This window comes from Streptomyces sp. NPDC107517, assembly GCF_055582645.1.
Genome location: NZ_JBVJPM010000004.1, coordinates 225,975 through 243,733 on the forward strand (window position 1 = coordinate 225,975; position 17,759 = coordinate 243,733).

Consider the following 17,759-nt stretch of genomic DNA (forward strand, 5'->3'; position numbering starts at 1 on the left):
CGTGTGCCGCAGGGTGTGTCCCGTGTACCCCCCGGGGCGCGTCACATCCGGCTGAGCGCCGCCGTCGCGTACAGGACGTCGTGGATGGCCTCGCGGTCGCCGTCCTGTCCGGCGGCCGCCTCCTCCGGGGTGACGTGGCCGGCCGCCAGGCGGCAGAACTCGACGCCGTCCAGGGCGACATGGGCGACCTCGCGCTCCGTCGAGCCGACGGCGCCGGGCGAGTCCAGGGCGATGAGCCACTCGCCGCCGCCCGCTCCCTCGACCTCCAGGCGCAGCGTGCGGCCCGGCGCGCCCGCGGCGACCAGACCGCGGGCCGGTGCGGCGAGGCCCGCGCGGCGGCGCCCGGCGAGGGAGTCGGGAAGCAGCCGGGCCGCCAGGTCGATCATGCGGTTCAGATGGCGGGCCGACGGCGGCTCGTACGGGTAGTCCACCGCCTCGGCGATGTCCTCGGCGTGCACCCAGCACTCGAAGGCGCGGTCCAGCATCGAGTCGCGCAGCGGCAGCGTGAAGTCCCCGTACGGGACTGCCAGTTGACCGGACGTGCGGGTGCGGCCCGAGGAGCCGCTCGGGTCGGCCGCGAACGACACCGTGCGGATCACGGCGTGCGACTGCTCGCGCCAGGGGCCGCGGACGGCGCGGGTCGGCGGGAAGTGCGAGGCCTTCCAGAACGTCTCCGTGCGGCTCTCCGGCGTGCGGCGATCCTCGGGTGTGACGCCGAACAGCGGGTCGTCGAGGCCGAGCGCGACGGCGACCAGGCCGTCCACGCTCATCAGGTGCGTGAGCACGCCGGCGACGGTCGTCTTGCGGCTGACCCGGTCGTCCCCCTCGTACCAGCGCAGCCGTACGGGCGCGTGCCACTCGGAGTCGCCGATGTCCTGGAGCAGGGCGTCGAGGCGGGCGGTCTCCGCGTCGTAGGGAGTGGCCCACTCGGGGACCGGGATGCGGGGCGGGCGGCGGGTCAGGCAGCCCTCCAGGACACGGGAGCGCAGCATCGGGTCCAGGTCGAGGCTCTCCTCGGAGTGCAGCAGGCCCACGGCGTCCCGCAGCCGCAGCGCCTCCTCGGCGCACGGGCCGCAGCCGCCCAGGTGCTCCTCCACGGCGACGCTCTCCGCGGCCGAGCACGCGGCCAGCGCCCACGCGCCGAGGAGGGACTTGAGGACGCGGTGCTCCAGGACGAGCGGCTCGGGGGCGTGGTCCGGCAGCGCGCGCCCGGTGTCCTCCACGGAGTGGCGCGGCGTCGGTATCCGGGCGCTCGCGGCGGCGTCGGGACGCCCGGCGCCCTCGAAGCCTTCGGGTTGCCCGGAGCCGTCGCGGTGGTCGCGCCTGTCGGGGTTGTCGGGCTGGTCGGCGTTGCCGAAGGGGTTGGGCCCGCTCACAGTGCCCTCCCGTGTCCGGGAGTTCCCGGCGGGGTACCGGACGTGCCGCTGTCGTGGGCCGTGGACAGGAGCTGGAGGCCGAGGCGCAGGCGGCGGCGCGCCTCGTCCTCGGTGACGCCGAGGTCGACCGCGGTCTGGCGGTAGTCCCTGCGCTGGAAGTAGGCCAGCTCCAGCGCGGCGCGCAGCGGGGCGGGCATCGAGGTGACGATGTAGTCGGCTCGGGCGGCGGCGGAGGCGTGCCGCACCTTGCGCTCCAGGTCCTCCGTGGTGCCCTCGCCGCTGCGGACGAGGGCGGCGGATTCGGTCTGGCGCAGGCGGTGGACCGCGCGCCGGTGGGTGAGGGTGGCGATCCAGGAGCGCAGGGGCCCCTGCTTGGGGTCGTACGCGTCGGGGTTCTCCCAGACGTGGGTGAAGACGTCGCGCGTGATGCGGTCGGCCGCGTCCTCGTCACCGAGCACGCGGTGCGCGAGCCCGTGCACGAGCGAAGCGAAGCGGTCGTACAGCTCACCGAGCGCCGCGGCCTCCCCGTGCGCGAGCCGCTGCTGCATCCTCCGGTCCCACCGGGTCGGAGTCTCCTTGGCCATGCGGCCCCCTCACCGTGTGCGTTCCCTCGAATGTAGTCGGACGCACCGACAACGCACCTGCCTTTGCGGCAAAGGTCGACCTGCCCGGATGCGGATGGTAAGGAGGCAGTCACGTTGCGCGGACTTTTGGCGCCGAAAGCAGTGCAAAATCCGATCACTTGGGGCTTAACCGGGCCATATGTGATACGCCTGCGGTGGTGTTTCAGCCCCTCGTGGTCGGGCAGCCGCGAGAGAAGACAAGCGTAAGCAGGGGTTCCGGATCAACGGGAGGAGTGACGCGTGACGCTCAGCGTGACCGAGGGACAGCAGGGCGGCTGGGCCGTCGTGCGGGTGTCGGGCGAGATGGATCTCGCCACGTCTCCCGCGCTGCGCCAGCAGGTGCACGACGCGGTCGCGGACGGCCGGCACAGCCTCGTCCTCGATCTCTCGCAGGTCCTCTTCTGCGATTCGAGCGGGGTCGGCGTACTGATCGCGGCCCGCCGGCTGATGCGTTCCTGCCGCGGCGAGCTCCGCCTGATCCTGCCCGCCAAGGGTGCCGAGGACGGCTCGCACGTCAACCGCGTCCTGTCGGCGCTCGGCGTGCGCCGCCTCTTCGAGGTGTACCCGGACGTGCCGGCCGCCGTGAACGACGAGGCCTCGCCCCTCTCGGCCTGACGCACACCCGCGCGTCCGGGCCGCCGGACACGGAAGTTGTTGCGGAATTCTTCCGGTCTTGGCACAAGCGTCGCTGTGAGGGCACCCGGCGCCGCTCCACGACGTACGCTCCCAGGCGAGGGCACGGGCAGGACCCGTACCACCACCGATGCGAGAGGCGGCCGAGGGGAACATGGACCACGCCGAGAGCACCGATCACGCCGAGTACGAGCGCAGGATCGCTGCCCGCTTCGCCGGCTTCGACCAGGACGGCAACGGCTACATCGACCGCGAGGACTTCGTGACCGCGGCCAAGGGGTTGCTCGCCGAGTTCGACACGACGGCACGCTGCGACAAGGGCCAGGCGCTCTACGCGGGTGCCGAGGCCTTCTGGCAGGGCATGGCCGGCATAGCGGATGTGGACGGTGACCAGCGCGTCTCCCACGAGGAGTTCGTGACGGGCGCGGTGAAGCGGCTGCGGGACAACCCGAAGCGGTTCGCGGAGATCGCCCGCCCCTTCCTGCGGGCCGCCATCGCCGTCGCGGGCCAGGAAGGCCCGGGGATCACCCCGGCGGCAGCGGAGCGCGTCCTGCGCGTCCTCGGTGTCGACCCGTCCCTGGTGGGCCCCGTGGCCGCCGCGCTGGACTCGGACGGCGACGGGCGGATCTCCGAGGAGGAGATCGTCATCGCGTTCGCCCACTACTTCACCGTTCCGGAGTAGCGCTCACCGGTCCTGTTCCCGTATAGCGCTCGCGCAGTTTGTACTTGAGCACCTTGCGCAGGGTGTCGTTGCGCGGAAGGGCGTCCACCAGCTCCAGCTGCTCCGGCAGCTTGTGCGTGGACAGCCCTTCCGACCGCAGATGGGACGCCACCGCCTGCAGGGTCAGCGGCTCGGTGCCCTCGCGCTGGACGACGACCGCGCACACCCGCTCGCCGCGCTCGGGGTCCGGGAGCCCCACGACCGCCGCGTCGCCCACCGCGGGGTGCGCGTGCAGCAGGTCCTCGATCTCCTTCGCGGAGATGTTCTCGCCCTTGCGGATGATGATGTCCTTGGCCCGCCCGGTGAGCACCAGATGCCCGGTGTCCCTCACGTGCCCGAGGTCGCCGGTGACGAGGAACCCGTCGCCGTCGAAGGCGGCCGCCGACTGCACGGGGTCCAGATAGCCCTGGCAGACGGCCTCCCCGCGCAGCCTGACCTCGCCGTCGACCCCGTGCGAGACCTGCTTGCCGTCCGCGTCCGTGACCCGGATCTCCATGCCCTCGGGGGGCTTTCCCTCCGTCGTCGCGAGGTTCTCCGCGGTGTCGTCGGGGGCGCCCATCGTGATCATGGGGACCTCGGTCATGCCGTACCCGTGGGTGAGCTGACAGCCCATCTCCCGTACGACCGCGTGGTAGATCTCGGGCGGCTTGGGCGCGCCGCCGCCCGCGAGGAGCCGCAGCGTCGGGATGAGCCGGTCCGCGGGGGACTTGCGCTGTTCGGTCAGGAACATGGAGTAGAAGGCCGTGGAGCCGCCCGCGACGGTGACCCCGTGGCGCCGGTAGCCGTCGAGCGCGTCCGGCAGCGCGAACTGCTCGAACATCACCGCGGGGAACCCGTACAGCAGCAGCATGACCGTGTAGTCGGGGCCCGCTATGTGCGCGAAGGGGAACGCCATCGAGCCGACGTCGGACGCCGACAGGTGCAGGGCGTGCGCGAGGCAGGAGCCGCCGGCGATCAGTGAGCGGTCCGTGTGGAGGACGCCCTTGGGGTCGGAGGTCGTGCCGGAGGTCCAGTAGATCCAGCGCACGGCCGTGCCGTCGGAGGGCGCCGGCGGCAGTACGGACGGGTCGCCGTCGGGCAGCGTGTCGTACGCCTCGAAGATCCCGCGGGCGCCGAGCCGGCGGGCCATCTCCGTGTGGTCGAAGCCCCGCCACACGCCCGGGGTCGCGAAGAACTCGGCCTTCGACTCGCGCAGCGCGAAGCCGACCTCGCGGTCCCGGTAGAAGGGGATGACGGGGGACTGGACGGCGCCGATGCGGGCGAGGGCGAAGGAGAGCAGCGCGGTCTCGATGCGGGTCGGGAGCTGCCAGGCGACGACCGTGCCGGGGCGTACGCCCATGTCGTACAGGCCGGCGGCGACCCGCTCGCCGCGCTCGCGCAGCTCGCCGAAGGTCAGGCGCCGGTCGTCCTCGGCGTCGGGGGCGGACTGGATCAGTACGGGGGTGTCGGGGGTGAGGGCGGCGCGGCGCTCGATCAGCTCCCAGAGCGTCCCGGCGGCGCCCAGGGCGTGTGCGGTGTCGTTCACTGCTCCCCCTCGAAACGGCAGACCGGACCTGACGGTTAGTCAGATCGTGGGCAGAGCGTAGAGCGCTGCGCCTTGTCGGTCCAGGGGTGCGGGGCTAGCCTGCTTTCTGACGACCCATCAGAAACGCCATCAGAAACTGTCAGGTGAGGGGACACGATGGACCCGATGGAACTGCCCCGGATCATCAGCGTCGACGACCATGTGATCGAGCCCGCGCACCTCTTCTCGACCTGGCTGCCGGCGAAGTACCGGGACCGGGGGCCGCAGCCGCTCACGGCCGGGATCGGCGAGCTCGCCTACGTGGCGGGCAAGTACCAGATCACCATGGACCCGGACGGGCCCCCGACGGACTGGTGGATCTACGAGGACCTGAAGTTCCCGTACAAGCGCAACATCGCCGCCGTCGGCTTCGACCGCGACGACATGACCCTCGAAGGCATCACGCGCGCGGAGATGCGGCGCGGCTGCTGGGACCCGAAGGCCCGCCTGGAGGACATGGACCTCAACCATGTCGAGGCCAGCCTCTGCTTCCCCACCTTCCCGCGCTTCTGCGGCCAGACGTTCGCGGAGGCCAAGGACAAGGAAGTGGCACTCGCCTGCGTGCGCGCCTACAACGACTGGATGGTCGAGGAGTGGTGCGGCGACAGCGGGGGCCGCCTCATCCCGCTCTGCATCATCCCCCTGTGGGACATCGACCTCGCCGTCGCCGAGATCCGGCGCAACGCCGCGCGCGGCGTCAAGGCCGTGACGTTCTCCGAGATCCCCACCTACCTGGGGCTCCCGTCGATCCACTCCGGCTACTGGGACCCGTTCTTCGCCGTGTGCCAGGAGACCGGGACGGTCGTCAACATGCACATCGGCTCCAGCTCGCAGATGCCCGCCGCGTCCCCCGACGCCCCGCCCGCCGTGCAGGCCTCGCTCAGCTTCAACAACGCGATGGCGTCGATGATGGACTTCCTCTTCTCCGGGGTCCTGGTGAAGTTCCCGACGCTCAAACTCGCCTACTCCGAAGGCCAGATGGGCTGGATCCCGTACGCCCTGGAGCGCGCGGACGACGTCTGGGAGGAGCACCGGGCCTGGGGCGGGGTGCGCGACCTCATCCCCGAGCCGCCCTCGACGTACTACTACCGCCAGATGTTCTGCTGCTTCTTCCGCGACAAGCACGGGGTGGCGTCCCTCGACGTCGTCGGCCGGGACAACGCGACCTTCGAGACGGACTACCCGCACGTCGACTCGACCTTCCCGCACACCAGGGAGGTCGCCCTCGACCATGTGAAGGGACTCGACTCCGAGACGGTCTACAAGCTCATGCGGGGCAACGCGATCCGCATGCTCGACCTGGACCTCGACAGGTAACGGGCCGCGCCGTGGATCTGACGTACACGGACGAGGAAGAGGAGTTCCGGGCACGGCTGCGGGAGTGGCTCGCGTCCGTGCTTCCGGGGCTCCCCCCGAAGCCGTCCCCCGACGACTGGCCGGGCAGGCGCGCCTACGACCTCGGCTGGCAGCGCAGGCTGTACGACGCCGGGTACGCGGGCCTGCACTGGCCCGCCGACGCGGGCGGCCGCGGTGCCACGCCCACGCAGCACCTCATATTCCTGGAGGAGACGGAGAAGGCGGGCGCGCCGTACGTGGGGGCCAACTTCGTCGGGCTGCTGCACGCCGGGCCGACGATCGCCGCCGAGGGGACGGCTCAGCAGCGGGCCCGCTGGCTGCCGCCGGTCCTGCGCGGCGACGAGGTGTGGTGCCAGGGGTTCAGCGAGCCCGACGCCGGCTCCGACCTCGCGGCGCTGCGCACGCGCGCGACGCGGGACGGCGACCACTACGTGGTCAGCGGGTCCAAGATCTGGACCTCGCACGCGGAGGTCGCCGACTGGTGCGAACTCCTCGTGCGCACCGACCCGTCCGCCCCGAAACACCGCGGCATCTCCTGGCTCGCCATGCCGATGGACGCGCCCGGGATCACCGTACGGCCGCTGCGCACGCTCGCCGGGTCCGCCGAGTTCGCCGAGATGTTCCTCGACGACGTACGCGTGCCCGTCGCCAACCGGGTCGGTGAGGAGAACGACGGCTGGCGCGTGACGATGGTGACGCTGTCCTTCGAACGCGGCACCGCGTTCGTGGGCGAGGTCGTCGCCTGCCGCCGTGTCCTCGGCGAACTGGCCGCGCAGGCCCGTAAGAACGGCCGCTGGGACGACGCCGTGCTGCGCCGCAGGCTCGGCCGCCTCAACGCCGAGTTCCGCGCCCTGTGGCGGCTCACCCAGTGGAACATCAGCGAGGCGGAGCAGGAGGGCGGCGTCCCCGGCACCGGCGGCTCGGTCTTCAAGCTGCGCTACTCGCACGCCCGCCAGGAGCTGTTCGACGCCGCGGCCGAGGTGCTCGGCGTCGCGGGCGCGCTCGACACGGACCAGGAGTGGACCCTCGACCGCCTGTCGTCCCTCTCGTACACGATCGCCGCCGGCACCTCCCAGATCCAGCACAACATCGTCGCCGAACGCATCCTCGGCCTGCCGAAGGACGGGCCGAAGGGCCTTCGGAGGGATCCTCAGAAGGGAGGGCGGTGAGCATGCGCTTCCAGCTCACCGACGACCAGCGCGCCCTGCGCGACGGCGTACGGGACCTGCTCGCCGGACGCTTCGACCGCGACGCCCTGCGCGCCGCCGTGGACACGCCCGGGCACCTGGACCGGGTGCTGTGGCGGGCCCTGGGGGACGCGGGCTTCTTCGCCCTGTGCCTCCCGGAGGCGGACGGCGGCGTCGGCCTGGGACTGCCCGAGGCGGTCCTCGTCTTCGAGGAGGCGGGCCGGGTCCTGCTGCCGGGCCCGCTCGTCGCCACGCATCTCGCCGCGGGCACCGTGCCGGGCGCCGCGACCGGCGAGGCCGTCGTGACGGCGCCCGCCGGGGAACTCCTCCCGTGGCGCGACGCGTCGGACGTCGTCCAGGGCGACACGGCCGGCGCCGTGCCCCTGGCCTCCGTCGACCCGCTCACGCCCCTGCACAGGCTGCCGGGCCCGCACGCGCCCCGCAGCCCACGTGCCGTGCTCCTCACCGCCGCCGAACAGCTCGGCTCCGCCACGCGCACCTGCGAGCTGGCGGTCCGATACGCCCGCGAGCGCGAGCAGTTCGGGCAGCCCATCGGCGCGTTCCAGGCGGTGAAGCACCTGTGCGCCCAGATGCTCGTACGGGCCGAGCTGGCCCGTGCGGCCGTGTACGCGGCGGCTGTCACCGCCGACCCGGTGGAGACCGCCGCCGCCGAACTGCTCGCCGACGAGGCGGCCGTGCGCAACGCGCGCGACTGCGTCCAGGTGCACGGCGGCATGGGCTTCACCTGGGAGGCGGACGTGCATCTGCATCTCAAGCGGGCCTGGGTGCGCGCCGGCACGGGCCGTACGGCGCGCGAGACGGAGGAGGAGCTGGCGGCGGCGCTGTGACGTCCGGGGCCCCGCGCCCGGCGCGCGGCGAACCCATGTACGGACGGTCACGGAACGTCGATATCGGGTTGTGTCCTGCGCGGGACTCGTCACGGCACGGAGTCGGGGTCCCGCTCGGGTACCTTGTGTGGGATGCGAGTGGTTCCGAGTCCGAGCCATCCCGGTGCTGCCCCTGAGGCGGCTCCGGATCCGGCGATGCGCGCCGTTCGCAGCGCACGGGAGGGCCGCACGCCCGCCCGTTCGACTCCCCGCAGGACGCGTCGCACAGTATGGCGCACGCGTACTCCTTCGCGCTGGAATATGCCCGAAGCGCTTGTTGGGGTGACTGTACGTCAACCATGCTGTCTCCCAAGGGGATCACGGTCCGTGAGCTCCTTGACTTGTCACAGTCCCGAGGCGATGTGTCCGCCGGTTCGGATGGTGTGAGCGGTGCAGGTGCTTCAAGTTCAGCTGGAGGTCGGGGCGGATCCCGCCGAGGTGGGGCGAGCCCGCAGGTGGGTGCGCTCGCGCCTCGCAGGGTCGGGCATAGAGGCCGATGAGCCACTGGCGGAGACGCTCATCCTGATCGTCTCCGAGCTCGTCACCAACGCCGTGGTGCACACCGGCTGTCCGGCCGTCCTGCGCATGCTGCTGCCGGGCGTCCCGGCGGAGGCCAGCGCCGGGACGGTCCGCGTGGAGGTGGCCGACGCCAGCGACCGGCCCCCCGCGCCGCGGCACGCCGACGGGGACGAGACCAACGGCCGCGGCCTGGAACTCGTCGACGGTCTGGCGGACCGCTGGGGCTGGCGGCCCGAGGGCACGGGCAAGGCCATCTGGTGCGAGATCGACCGCTGCGGCGCGCAGAGCGCGGGAGCGGGGGCGTATCAGGGGATGGCGTACGAGGCCGTGTAGTTCCGCCTCCCGGTGCGCCAGTTCCGTCTCCTGGTACGCCGGCGCGCCTCGCCATTCCTCGCCATTCCTCGGTTTGCGCCGGGTGCGCGCCGTCACAAAAGTCGCATAACGGGCAAATCCCCCTACGGGTGTTGACGCCGGGTGTCCGTTTGATCACGCTTGTGGTCGGCGATTCGTGGCGAGGGGACGCCGAGGGATCCGGTGGCGTGAGCCCTCGGCGAGTGCGGGTCGTGCCGCGGCGGGCGGCTCCCCCCGGGGGTCGGGGGAGCGGGGCCCGGGCGCCGGGGGCCGGGCGGCGGTGCGAGCGCGTCGCCGTCCGGCCCTGAACTCCCTTACGGGGCAAGCTTCTTGATGCCTAAAGGATCGCGACCGGGGCCACGGGTGTGCCCGTGCCGCCCACGAAGGGCTCGGGCATCGCCGACAGCAGGAACGCGTAGCGCGCATCTTGTGCACAGGCTGTGGACAAGTTCTCCAGATTCCAGTTCTGGCCCTGGAGCATGCCCATTTCGACCAGGTCGAGGGCGTGTACCGGCAGCCAGAGGTTCTCGATCTCCGGCGGGAAGATCTCGAAGGTGAGGGTGTCGTTCGCGACGGCGGCCACGTCGCGCGCGTGGAACCACTCGGGCGTGCGCACGGACAGGCCGGGGGACGGATAGCCGTACGCGTGCTTGTCGCCCGCCAGATACGTCTGGATCTGGCCGGTGCGGACGAGGACGATGTCGCCGGCGCGGACGGTGACGTGGCCGAACTCCGCGGCCTCGTCCAGGTCTTCGGGCGTCACTGCGTGGTCGCCGGGCAGTCGGTCCACGCCCTTCGCCGCCGCGACGTCGAGCAGGACGCCGCGCGAGACGATGTGCGGGGCCTTGTCGATGCCGCTGAACCGCGCGCCGCCGTGCGCCGTGATCGTGTCGGCGGGGCGGCCGTTGTAGATCCGTCCCGAGTGCGAGACGTGCGTGAGGGCGTCCCAGTGGGTGGCCGTCTGGAGCCCCATGGTCACCGCGTCGTCGCTGGTGGCGACGGTGCCGGGGCCGAACAGTTCGTGGTTGATCTGGACCATGGCGTGGAGCGGGTTGACCCGGCCCGGGATCATCCCGGTCTGCACCCCGTCCTCCTTGAGGGGCAGCGCGAGCGGTACCCGGCGGCCCGTGCGGACGGTCGACGCGGCCTCGCGCACGACCTCGTCGGTGACCAGATTGAGCGTGCCGATCTCGTCGTCGGCGCCCCAACGGCCCCAGTTGTTGACGCGCTTGGCCATTTCGTGGAACTCGGCAGGCAACGACATGAGTGCTCCCCGGGGCTTGTCTTCCAGTGTCGATCGGGTCATAGAATCTAACGGTCCGTCAGAAACCGCGGGAAGGGGCCGGACGTGGGGAACTTCTTGGCAGGCAAGGTGGTGGCCGTCACCGGGGCCGGGCGCGGCATCGGCAGGGCCGTCGCGCTCGACTGCGCCGCCGAGGGAGCACGGGTCGTGGTCAACGACTACGGGGTGTCCATCGAGGGCGGCGAACCGGCGAGCGAGATCGCCGCGTCCGTCGTCAAGGAGATCGAGGCGGCCGGCGGCGAGGCCGTCGCCGTCGCCGACGACATCTCGACCATGGCGGGCGGACAGCGGATCGTCGACGTGGCGCTCGCCCGGTACGGGCGGATCGACGGCGTCGTCTGCGTCGCCGGGATCCTGCGCGAGCGGATGCTGTTCAACATGTCCGAGCAGGAGTGGGACCCGGTGGTCGCCACGCACCTGAAGGGCACGTTCACCGTGTTCCGGGCGGCGTCCGCCGTCATGCGCAAGCAGGGGTCGGGCACGCTCATCGGCTTCACCAGCGGAAACCACCAGGGATCCGTGGCGCAGGCCAACTACAGCGCCGCCAAGGGCGGGATCATCTCGCTCGTGCGCAGCGCCGCGCTCGGACTGCACAAGTACGGCGTGACGGCGAACGCGGTCGCGCCCGTCGCCCGTACGCGGATGTCGGCGAACGTGCCCATGGAGCTCAAGGAGATCGGGGAGCCGGAGGACGTCGCCGCGCTCGTCGTCTATCTGCTCAGCGAGCGCGCCCGCGCCGAGAAGATCACCGGTCAGGTGTACACGATCGCCGGCCCGAAGATCGCGGTGTGGGCCCAGCCGAGGGAGTTGCGCTCGGGGTACGCGGAGGGCGGCTGGACGCCGGACAAGATCGCGGACTTCCTGCCGGGCACCGTGGGCGTCGATCCGATGCCGATGCTCGCGCAGCTGGAGGCGATGGCCGAGGCGGCCGCCGCGAAAGCGCGGCCCAATCAGTGACGTCGAGGCCGGGGGCGGAGGCGCGTGGTGGAGTTCGGGTTCGGGGATGAGGACGAGGCGTTCCGGCGGGAGGCCCGTGCGTGGCTCGCGGAGCACCTCACCGGCGAGTACGCCGTCGCGCGGGGGCGCGGCGGGCCCGGGAGCGAGCACGAGGACGCCGGCGTGCGGCGGTCCTGGGAGCGGGAGCTGGGCGCGGCCGGGTGGATCGGGCTCGGCTGGCAGCGCGGCGGGTACGGCAACCGGGTCGCCTCGCTGACCCAGCAGGTCGTCTGGGCCGAGGAGTACGCGCGGGCCCGCGCGCCCGGGCGCCACGGGCACATCGGCGAGAACCTGCTCGCCCCGACCCTGATCGCGTACGGCGACGAGGAGCAGCAGCGGCGCTTCCTGCCGCCCGTCGCCTCCGGCGAGGAGCTGTGGTGCCAGGGCTACAGCGAGCCCGGCGCCGGTTCCGACCTCGCGAACCTGCGCACGACCGCCGTACGTGACGGGGACACGTACCGCGTCACCGGGCAGAAGGTGTGGACGTCGCTCGCGCAGGAGGCCGACTGGTGCTTCGTGCTCGCGCGCACCGAGGCCGGGTCGCGGCGCCATCACGGCCTGTCGTTCCTCCTCGTGCCGATGGACCAGCCGGGCCGGATCGAGGTGCGGCCCATCCGGCAGCTGACCGGCACGAGCGAGTTCAACGAGGTGTTCTTCGACGGCGCGCACGCGCGCGTGGCGCACGTCGTCGGCGGCGAGGGGAACGGCTGGCGGGTCGCCATGGGGCTGCTCGCCCTGGAGCGCGGCGTCTCGACGCTCGCCCAGCAGATCGGGTTCGCCGCCGAACTCGCCGAGGTCGTACGGACCGCGGTGCGTACAGGCGCTGCCGAGGACCCGCTGCTCAGGGACCGCCTCGTACGGCAGTGGGCCGAGCTGCGCGTGATGCGGTTCAACGCGCTGCGCACGCTCGGCGGCGCGCAGGACCCGGGCGCCCCGAGCGTCGCCAAGCTCCTGTGGGGCCGCTGGCACCAGCGCCTGGGTGAACTCGCCCTCCAGGCGCGGGGCGCGCTCGCCGCCGCCGGGCCGGGGGACTGGACGCCCGACCGTCCGTACGAACTCGACGCCGCACAGCGGCTGTTCCTCTTCAGCCGGGCCGACACGATCTACGGCGGCTCGGACGAGATCCAGCGCAACATCATCGCCGAGCGTGTGCTCGGGCTGCCCAGGGAGACGAGGGAGTCGTCATGAGGGGTGTCGTGTTCGACGGGGTCCGGGCCGACGTGGTCGACGATCTCGAAATACGTGACCCGGGACCGGGCGAGGTGCTCGTCGACGTCGCCGCGGCCGGGCTGTGCCACAGCGACCTGTCGGTGATCGACGGGACCATCCCGTTCCCGGTGCCGGTCGTGCTCGGACACGAGGGCGCGGGCGTCGTGGAGGCCGTCGGCGCGGGCGTCACGCATGTGGCGCCCGGGGACCATGTGGCGCTGTCCACGCTCGCCAACTGCGGCGCCTGCGCGGACTGCGACCGGGGGCGGCCGACCATGTGCCGCAAGGCGATCGGGATGCCCACGCAGCCGTTCTCGCGGGGCGGCACACCGCTCTACCAGTTCGCCGCGAACTCCTCGTTCGCCGAGCGGACCGTCGTGAAGGCCGTGCAGGCCGTGCCGATCCCGGCCGAGATCCCGCTGACGTCGGCCGCGCTCATGGGGTGCGGGGTGCTGACCGGCGTCGGGGCCGTCCTCAACCGGGCGCGCGTCGACCAGGGCGACACCGTCGTCGTCATCGGGACCGGCGGGATCGGCCTCAACGTGCTCCAGGGCACCCGGATCGCGGGCGCGTCCAGGATCGTCGCCGTCGACGCGAACCCCGACAAGGAAGCGGTGGCGCGGCGGTTCGGCGCGACGGACTTCCTGACCTCGGCCGCCGGGGTCAGGGAGGTCCTGCCGCACGGCGCCGACCACGTCTTCGAGTGCGTCGGCCGCGTCGAGCTGGTCCGGCAGGCCATCGACCTCCTCGACCGGCACGGCCAGGCCGTGCTCCTCGGCATGCCGGCCGCGGACGCGGAGGCGTCCTTCGTCCCCGCCTCGCTCTTCCTCGACAAGTCCGTCCTGGGCTGCCGCTACGGCTCCTCGCGGCCCCAGCGCGACATCAGGCTCTACGCGGACCTGTACCGCCAGGGGCGGCTGCTGCTCGACGAGCTGGTCACGGAGACGTACCCGGTCGAGGACTTCGCCAAGGCGGCGGAGGACGCGCAGCAGGGGCGGGTGGCGCGGGGGGTGCTGGTGTTCTGAGCCGGGCCTACCTGTTCTGCGTCGCGCCCTGCGTGGTCGTGGCGTGGAACGTGCGGCGGTAGGCCGTCGGCGTCACGCCCAGGGCCGCCTGGAGGTGCTGCCGCATCGACTGCGCCGTGCCGAAGCCCGACTCGCGTGCCACCTGGTCCATCGACAGGTCGCTCGACTCCAGGAGGTGCCGGGCCCGCTCCACCCGCTGCTGGGTGAGCCACTGGCCCGGGCTGACGCCGGCCTCTTCGCGGAAGCGGCGCGTGAAGGTGCGGACCGACATCGCCTCCTGGGCGGCCAGGTCGCGCAGCTGGAGCGGTTCGTGAAGGCGGGCGAGGGCCCAGGCGCGCGCCTTCGTCGTCGTCGCGAGCTGGGGTTCGGGGACGGGGCGGTGGATGTACTGGGCCTGCCCGCCGTCGCGGTGGGGCGGGACGACGGTGTGGCGGGCCACCTCGTTGGCCACCGCCGTGCCGTGGTCGCGGCGGACCAGGTGCAGGCAGAGGTCGATGCCCGCGGCGACCCCGGCCGACGTCAGCACGTCCCCGTCGTCGATGTACAGGACGTCCGCGTCGACCTTGATCTTGGGGAAGAGCCGCTGGAAGTGCTCCGCCGACGCCCAGTGCGTGGTCGCCGGGCGCCCGTCCAAGTAGCCGGCCGCCGCGAGGACGTAACTGCCGGTGCAGATCGACACCATCCGCGTACCGGGCCTGACCTGTGCGATGGCCGCCGCCAGCTCGTCGGTGAGTACGCCTTCGTCGAGGACGGGTCCGTGCTTGTACGACGCGGGAACGACCACCGTGTCCGCGGTCGCGAGCGCCTCCGGGCCGTTCCTGATCAGGACGGCGAAGTCGGCGTCCGTCTCCACGGGGCCGGGTTCCCTGACCGAGCACGTCACGACCTCGTAGAGCGGCCGGCCCTCGGCGTCCTTGGCGCGGGTGAAGATGCGCTGGGTGATGCCGAGTTCGAAGGGGAGCACGCCGTCGAGGGCCAGGACGACCACGCGGTGGGGGCGTCGGGTGCGGGGTGCGGGAGTCTCGGGCATGGCTCCGAGTGTATGGCCCGATCCTAGCGAAGGCTGTCTTTCGGGCCACTCGTCCGGGGCGGGCCGGTGATCCGATGCTGTCTGCTGTGACGCACACATCGGACATGACACCGACCGCCGCGGCCGAGGGCTCGCCCGGCGCGGGCACCTCCCCTCCGCCCCGCCCCCGTCCCCGTATCCACCGCGCCTGGTTCGTGGCCGCCGTCACCTTCGTGACGATCATCGGCGCCGCCGCCTTCCGGTCCCTGCCGGGGCTCTTGATCGACCCGCTGAACGAGGAGTTCGGCTGGTCGCGCGGCACCATCGGGCTCGCCGTCTCCATCAACCTCGCGCTGTACGGGCTGACCGCGCCCTTCGCCGCCGCCCTCATGGACCGGTTCGGCATCCGGCGCGTGGTCGCCGCCGCCCTGGTGGTCATCGCGGCCGGCTCCGGACTGACCGTGTGGATGGACTCGGCCTGGCAGCTCCTGCTGTGCTGGGGCCTGCTCGTCGGGCTCGGCTCCGGCTCGATGGCCCTCGCGTTCGCCGCGACCGTCACCAACCGCTGGTTCACGGCCCGGCGCGGGCTCGTGACCGGCATCCTCACGGCCGCGTCCGCATCGGGGCAGCTCATCTTCCTGCCCCTGCTCTCGTGGATCGTCGAGGCGCACAAGTGGCGGCCGGCGGCCGTGACGGTGGCGCTCGCGGCCCTCGCCGTCGTGCCGTTCGTGTGGCTGCTGCTGCGCGACCATCCGGCCGACGTGGGGACCACCCCGTACGGTTCGGCGGAGTTCGTCGAGAAGCCGCCGCCCGTCACCGGGGCCGCCCGCCGCACCCTGGGCGTGCTCTTCAAGGCCGCCCGTACGGGACCCTTCTGGCTGCTCGCCGGGACGTTCGCGATCTGCGGCGCCTCCACGAACGGGCTCGTCCAGACGCACTTCGTGCCGGCCGCGCACGACCACGGGATGCCCATCACCGCGGCGGCCTCGCTGCTCGCCGTGGTGGGGGTCTTCGACGTCGTCGGAACGGTGGCGTCGGGCTGGTTCACCGACCGCTTCGACCCGCGGCGGCTGCTCGCGGTGTACTACGCGCTGCGCGGGGTCTCCCTGCTGTTCCTGCCCATGCTCCTCGCGCCCTCCGTCCACCCGCCGATGGTCTTCTTCATCGTCTTCTACGGGCTCGACTGGGTCGCCACCGTGCCGCCCACCCTGGCCCTGTGCCGCGAGTACTACGGCGAGGACAGCGCGATCGTGTTCGGCTGGGTGCTCGCCTCGCACCAGGTGGGCGCCGCGCTGGTCGCCTTCCTCGGCGGCGTCGCCCGTGACACGTTCGGCTCCTACGACGTCGTCTGGTACGCGTCCGGGGGGCTGTGCGCGGCGGCGGCCCTGATGGCGCTGGTCATCCGGCGCCGGAACGCCGGTGCCGATGCCGGTGCCGGCCTGGTGGCCGACCTCGCCTGATCAGTGCGCGAAGCGGCCGAAGGCGCCCTTGTGGAACAGGAGCGGGGACGCCTCGCCCTCCGCCGTCCCGAGCGCCTCCACCCGGCCCACCACGATGAGGTGGTCCCCGCCCGTGTGGACGGCGTGGATCGTGCAGTCGACCCACGCGGGCGCGCCCGCGAGCCGTGGCGAGCCCGTCACCGGCGCCGCGTCGTGCTCGACGCCCGCGAACTTGTCCGCGCCGCTCACCGCGAAGGACCGGCACAGCGCGCCCTGGTCCGCGCCCAGGACGTTCACGCAGAAGACGCCGGCGCTCGCGATGCGCGGCCAGGTCGTGGACGTACGGGCCACCATGAACGCCACCAGGGGCGGGTCCAGGGAGAGCGAGGAGAACGACTGGCAGGCGAAACCCGCGGGGGGAGCGCCGGGGTGCGGGGGCGGCGCCGTGACGACGGTGACGCCGGTGGCGAAGTGGCCCAGGACGCGGCGGAACTCGCCGGGGTCCAGCGGCGCCCGCTCGTCCTCGCCCACGGCCCGTAGCTCCGGACGCGGCAGTGCGTCCACCGGCTCGGCCGACGTGGGCGCACCGACCGACCGGAGGTACCTGACCACCGTCGCTGCCATTCCTGCGTGTCCCATCACACCTACGATTGAAGCTGACGATGCGTCAGATAGGAAGTGGCGGGCCGGAATTCGACGACGGCGTCCCGTCGTGGGAGTGGTTACCGGCCCTGGTACGTCGGGTCGCGCCGCTCCTTGAAGGAGGCGACGCCCTCCTGGGCGTCCGCCGTCGTCATGTTGATCTCCTGCGCCGTCGCCTCCGCCGCGAACGCCGTCGCGCGGTCCGACTCCAGGGAGGCGTTGACCAGCTGCTTGGTCATGGCGATGGCCCGCGTCGGACCGCTCGCCAGGCGCGCCGCCCACTCCTGGGCCGTCTTGCGCAGCTCCCCGTCCGGGACCGTGCGGTTGACCAGGCCCAGGCGTTCCGCGTCCGCCGAGGAGAGCGCGTCGCCGAAGAACATCAGCTCCTTGGCCCGCTGCGGCCCGATGAGGCGCGGCAGCAGATAGGCGCCGCCCCCGTCGGGGACCAGGCCGCGGCGCGCGAAGACCTCGATGAACCGGGCCGACTCCGCCGCGAGCACCAGGTCGCACGCGAACGCCAGATGCGCCCCGATCCCGGCCGCCGTCCCGTTGACCGCCGCGACGACCGGCTTCTCGCAGTCCATGACCGCCGCGATCAGGCGCTGCGCGCCGAGGCGGATCGTGCGGGCCACGTCGCCGGGCACCCGGGGCCCGGCGGCCGGTGCGCCCCGCAGGTCCGCCCCGGCGCAGAAGCCCCTGCCCGTCGCCGTGAGGACGACGGCGCGCACGTCAGGGTCGGCGGAGGCGCCGTTCAGGATGCCGATGATCTCCTCGCGCTGGTCCCAGGTCAGCGCGTTCATGGCCTCGGGACGATTGAGCGTGATCCAGGTGACGGCGTCGGCGGTGGTGCACTCGATGGTGGCGGACATGACCTCTTCTTCCCTGTACGGAGGCGGGCGCGGGCGGCGTGACGGATCCC

17 protein-coding genes are annotated in these 17,759 nt (G+C 72.5%); 10 read left to right on the top strand and 7 right to left on the bottom strand.

What is annotated here, in order from left to right:
* Positions 1 to 41 precede the first annotated feature (41 nt).
* Positions 42 to 1,376, bottom strand: a complete 1,335-nt coding sequence (locus ACZ67T_RS11925) for a zf-HC2 domain-containing protein (protein WP_469983402.1) — start codon at positions 1,374 to 1,376, stop codon at positions 42 to 44.
* A complete protein-coding gene (locus ACZ67T_RS11930) occupies positions 1,373 to 1,960 on the bottom strand; it encodes a sigma-70 family RNA polymerase sigma factor (RefSeq protein ID WP_469983404.1) in 588 nt (195 codons plus the stop codon). The genes ACZ67T_RS11925 and ACZ67T_RS11930 overlap by 4 nt, the downstream gene beginning before the upstream one ends.
* Before the next feature lie 279 nt (positions 1,961 to 2,239).
* Here ACZ67T_RS11930 and ACZ67T_RS11935 point away from each other — a divergent pair, with 279 nt between their 5' ends.
* A complete protein-coding gene (locus ACZ67T_RS11935) occupies positions 2,240 to 2,614 on the top strand; it encodes an STAS domain-containing protein (RefSeq protein ID WP_469983405.1) in 375 nt (124 codons plus the stop codon).
* A gap of 172 nt (positions 2,615 to 2,786) precedes the next feature.
* The gene (locus ACZ67T_RS11940; protein ID WP_469983407.1) at positions 2,787 to 3,314 is read left to right on the top strand and encodes an EF-hand domain-containing protein; all 528 of its coding nucleotides are present in this window, start codon (positions 2,787 to 2,789) and stop codon (positions 3,312 to 3,314) included.
* On the opposite strand, the gene ACZ67T_RS11945 is transcribed toward ACZ67T_RS11940, so the two are convergent.
* Positions 3,298 to 4,878, bottom strand: a complete 1,581-nt coding sequence (locus tag ACZ67T_RS11945; RefSeq protein ID WP_469983409.1) for a class I adenylate-forming enzyme family protein — start codon at positions 4,876 to 4,878, stop codon at positions 3,298 to 3,300. The two genes, ACZ67T_RS11940 and ACZ67T_RS11945, sit on opposite strands and share 17 nt — an antisense overlap.
* 156 nt (positions 4,879 to 5,034) lie before the next feature.
* On the opposite strand from ACZ67T_RS11945, the gene ACZ67T_RS11950 reads away from it, so the two are divergent.
* The 4 genes from ACZ67T_RS11950 (at position 5,035) to ACZ67T_RS11965 (ending at position 9,199) form a co-directional block, all read left to right on the top strand.
* Positions 5,035 to 6,234 carry an amidohydrolase family protein gene (locus ACZ67T_RS11950; RefSeq protein WP_405480363.1) on the top strand — a complete coding sequence of 400 codons (1,200 nt, stop codon included), beginning with the start codon at positions 5,035 to 5,037 and terminating at the stop codon, positions 6,232 to 6,234.
* An 11-nt stretch (positions 6,235 to 6,245) separates the two neighbouring features.
* Entirely contained in the window at positions 6,246 to 7,442 is a 1,197-nt protein-coding gene (locus ACZ67T_RS11955) for an acyl-CoA dehydrogenase (protein ID WP_469983410.1), read from the top strand.
* Between the two features lie 2 nt (positions 7,443 to 7,444).
* Positions 7,445 to 8,308: an acyl-CoA dehydrogenase family protein gene (locus ACZ67T_RS11960; protein WP_469983778.1), complete on the top strand. Its 864-nt coding sequence runs from the start codon at positions 7,445 to 7,447 to the stop codon at positions 8,306 to 8,308.
* 429 nt (positions 8,309 to 8,737) lie between these two features.
* Positions 8,738 to 9,199: an ATP-binding protein gene (locus tag ACZ67T_RS11965; protein ID WP_469983411.1), complete on the top strand. Its 462-nt coding sequence runs from the start codon at positions 8,738 to 8,740 to the stop codon at positions 9,197 to 9,199.
* Between the two features lie 355 nt (positions 9,200 to 9,554).
* Here ACZ67T_RS11965 and ACZ67T_RS11970 read toward each other — a convergent pair whose 3' ends face one another.
* On the bottom strand, positions 9,555 to 10,481 hold the full coding sequence (locus ACZ67T_RS11970; protein ID WP_469983413.1) for a cyclase family protein: 927 nt from the start codon (positions 10,479 to 10,481) through the stop codon (positions 9,555 to 9,557).
* Between the two features lie 84 nt (positions 10,482 to 10,565).
* On the opposite strand from ACZ67T_RS11970, the gene ACZ67T_RS11975 reads away from it, so the two are divergent.
* The 3 genes from ACZ67T_RS11975 to ACZ67T_RS11985 are packed head-to-tail and all read left to right on the top strand — an operon-like array spanning position 10,566 to position 13,750.
* The gene (locus ACZ67T_RS11975; RefSeq protein WP_469983415.1) at positions 10,566 to 11,477 is read left to right on the top strand and encodes an SDR family NAD(P)-dependent oxidoreductase; all 912 of its coding nucleotides are present in this window, start codon (positions 10,566 to 10,568) and stop codon (positions 11,475 to 11,477) included.
* 27 nt (positions 11,478 to 11,504) lie between these two features.
* On the top strand, positions 11,505 to 12,704 hold the full coding sequence (locus ACZ67T_RS11980; protein WP_469983779.1) for an acyl-CoA dehydrogenase family protein: 1,200 nt from the start codon (positions 11,505 to 11,507) through the stop codon (positions 12,702 to 12,704).
* Positions 12,701 to 13,750 carry a Zn-dependent alcohol dehydrogenase gene (locus ACZ67T_RS11985; protein WP_469983417.1) on the top strand — a complete coding sequence of 350 codons (1,050 nt, stop codon included), beginning with the start codon at positions 12,701 to 12,703 and terminating at the stop codon, positions 13,748 to 13,750. The genes ACZ67T_RS11980 and ACZ67T_RS11985 overlap by 4 nt, the downstream gene beginning before the upstream one ends.
* Before the next feature lie 7 nt (positions 13,751 to 13,757).
* Here ACZ67T_RS11985 and ACZ67T_RS11990 read toward each other — a convergent pair whose 3' ends face one another.
* On the bottom strand, positions 13,758 to 14,780 hold the full coding sequence (locus ACZ67T_RS11990) for a GlxA family transcriptional regulator (RefSeq protein ID WP_469983418.1): 1,023 nt from the start codon (positions 14,778 to 14,780) through the stop codon (positions 13,758 to 13,760).
* Between the two features lie 104 nt (positions 14,781 to 14,884).
* Between ACZ67T_RS11990 and ACZ67T_RS11995 the strand changes: the two genes are divergently transcribed.
* Positions 14,885 to 16,219 carry an MFS transporter gene (locus ACZ67T_RS11995; RefSeq protein ID WP_469983419.1) on the top strand — a complete coding sequence of 445 codons (1,335 nt, stop codon included), beginning with the start codon at positions 14,885 to 14,887 and terminating at the stop codon, positions 16,217 to 16,219.
* Here the strand turns inward: ACZ67T_RS11995 and ACZ67T_RS12000 are convergent, their stop codons facing one another.
* Positions 16,220 to 16,837, bottom strand: a complete 618-nt coding sequence (locus tag ACZ67T_RS12000) for a flavin reductase family protein (protein WP_469983420.1) — start codon at positions 16,835 to 16,837, stop codon at positions 16,220 to 16,222. It abuts the gene before it with no gap.
* 83 nt (positions 16,838 to 16,920) lie between these two features.
* Entirely contained in the window at positions 16,921 to 17,709 is a 789-nt protein-coding gene (locus ACZ67T_RS12005) for an enoyl-CoA hydratase/isomerase family protein (protein WP_469983421.1), read from the bottom strand.
* Between the last annotated feature and the right edge of the window lie 50 nt (positions 17,710 to 17,759).

Excerpts from the sequence above, each read along its gene's own strand:
- ACZ67T_RS11930 (WP_469983404.1), bottom strand. The coding sequence starts at position 1,960 with ATGGCCAAGGAGACTCCGACCCGGTGGGACCGGAGGATGCAGCAGCGG.
- ACZ67T_RS11940 (WP_469983407.1), top strand. The coding sequence starts at position 2,787 with ATGGACCACGCCGAGAGCACCGATCACGCCGAGTACGAGCGCAGGATC.
- ACZ67T_RS11950 (WP_405480363.1), top strand. The coding sequence starts at position 5,035 with ATGGACCCGATGGAACTGCCCCGGATCATCAGCGTCGACGACCATGTG.
- ACZ67T_RS11960 (WP_469983778.1), top strand. The coding sequence starts at position 7,445 with ATGCGCTTCCAGCTCACCGACGACCAGCGCGCCCTGCGCGACGGCGTA.
- ACZ67T_RS11970 (WP_469983413.1), bottom strand. The coding sequence starts at position 10,481 with ATGTCGTTGCCTGCCGAGTTCCACGAAATGGCCAAGCGCGTCAACAAC.
- ACZ67T_RS11985 (WP_469983417.1), top strand. The coding sequence starts at position 12,701 with ATGAGGGGTGTCGTGTTCGACGGGGTCCGGGCCGACGTGGTCGACGAT.
- ACZ67T_RS11990 (WP_469983418.1), bottom strand. The coding sequence starts at position 14,780 with ATGCCCGAGACTCCCGCACCCCGCACCCGACGCCCCCACCGCGTGGTC.
- ACZ67T_RS11995 (WP_469983419.1), top strand. The coding sequence starts at position 14,885 with ATGACACCGACCGCCGCGGCCGAGGGCTCGCCCGGCGCGGGCACCTCC.
- ACZ67T_RS12000 (WP_469983420.1), bottom strand. The coding sequence starts at position 16,837 with ATGGGACACGCAGGAATGGCAGCGACGGTGGTCAGGTACCTCCGGTCG.
- ACZ67T_RS12005 (WP_469983421.1), bottom strand. The coding sequence starts at position 17,709 with ATGTCCGCCACCATCGAGTGCACCACCGCCGACGCCGTCACCTGGATC.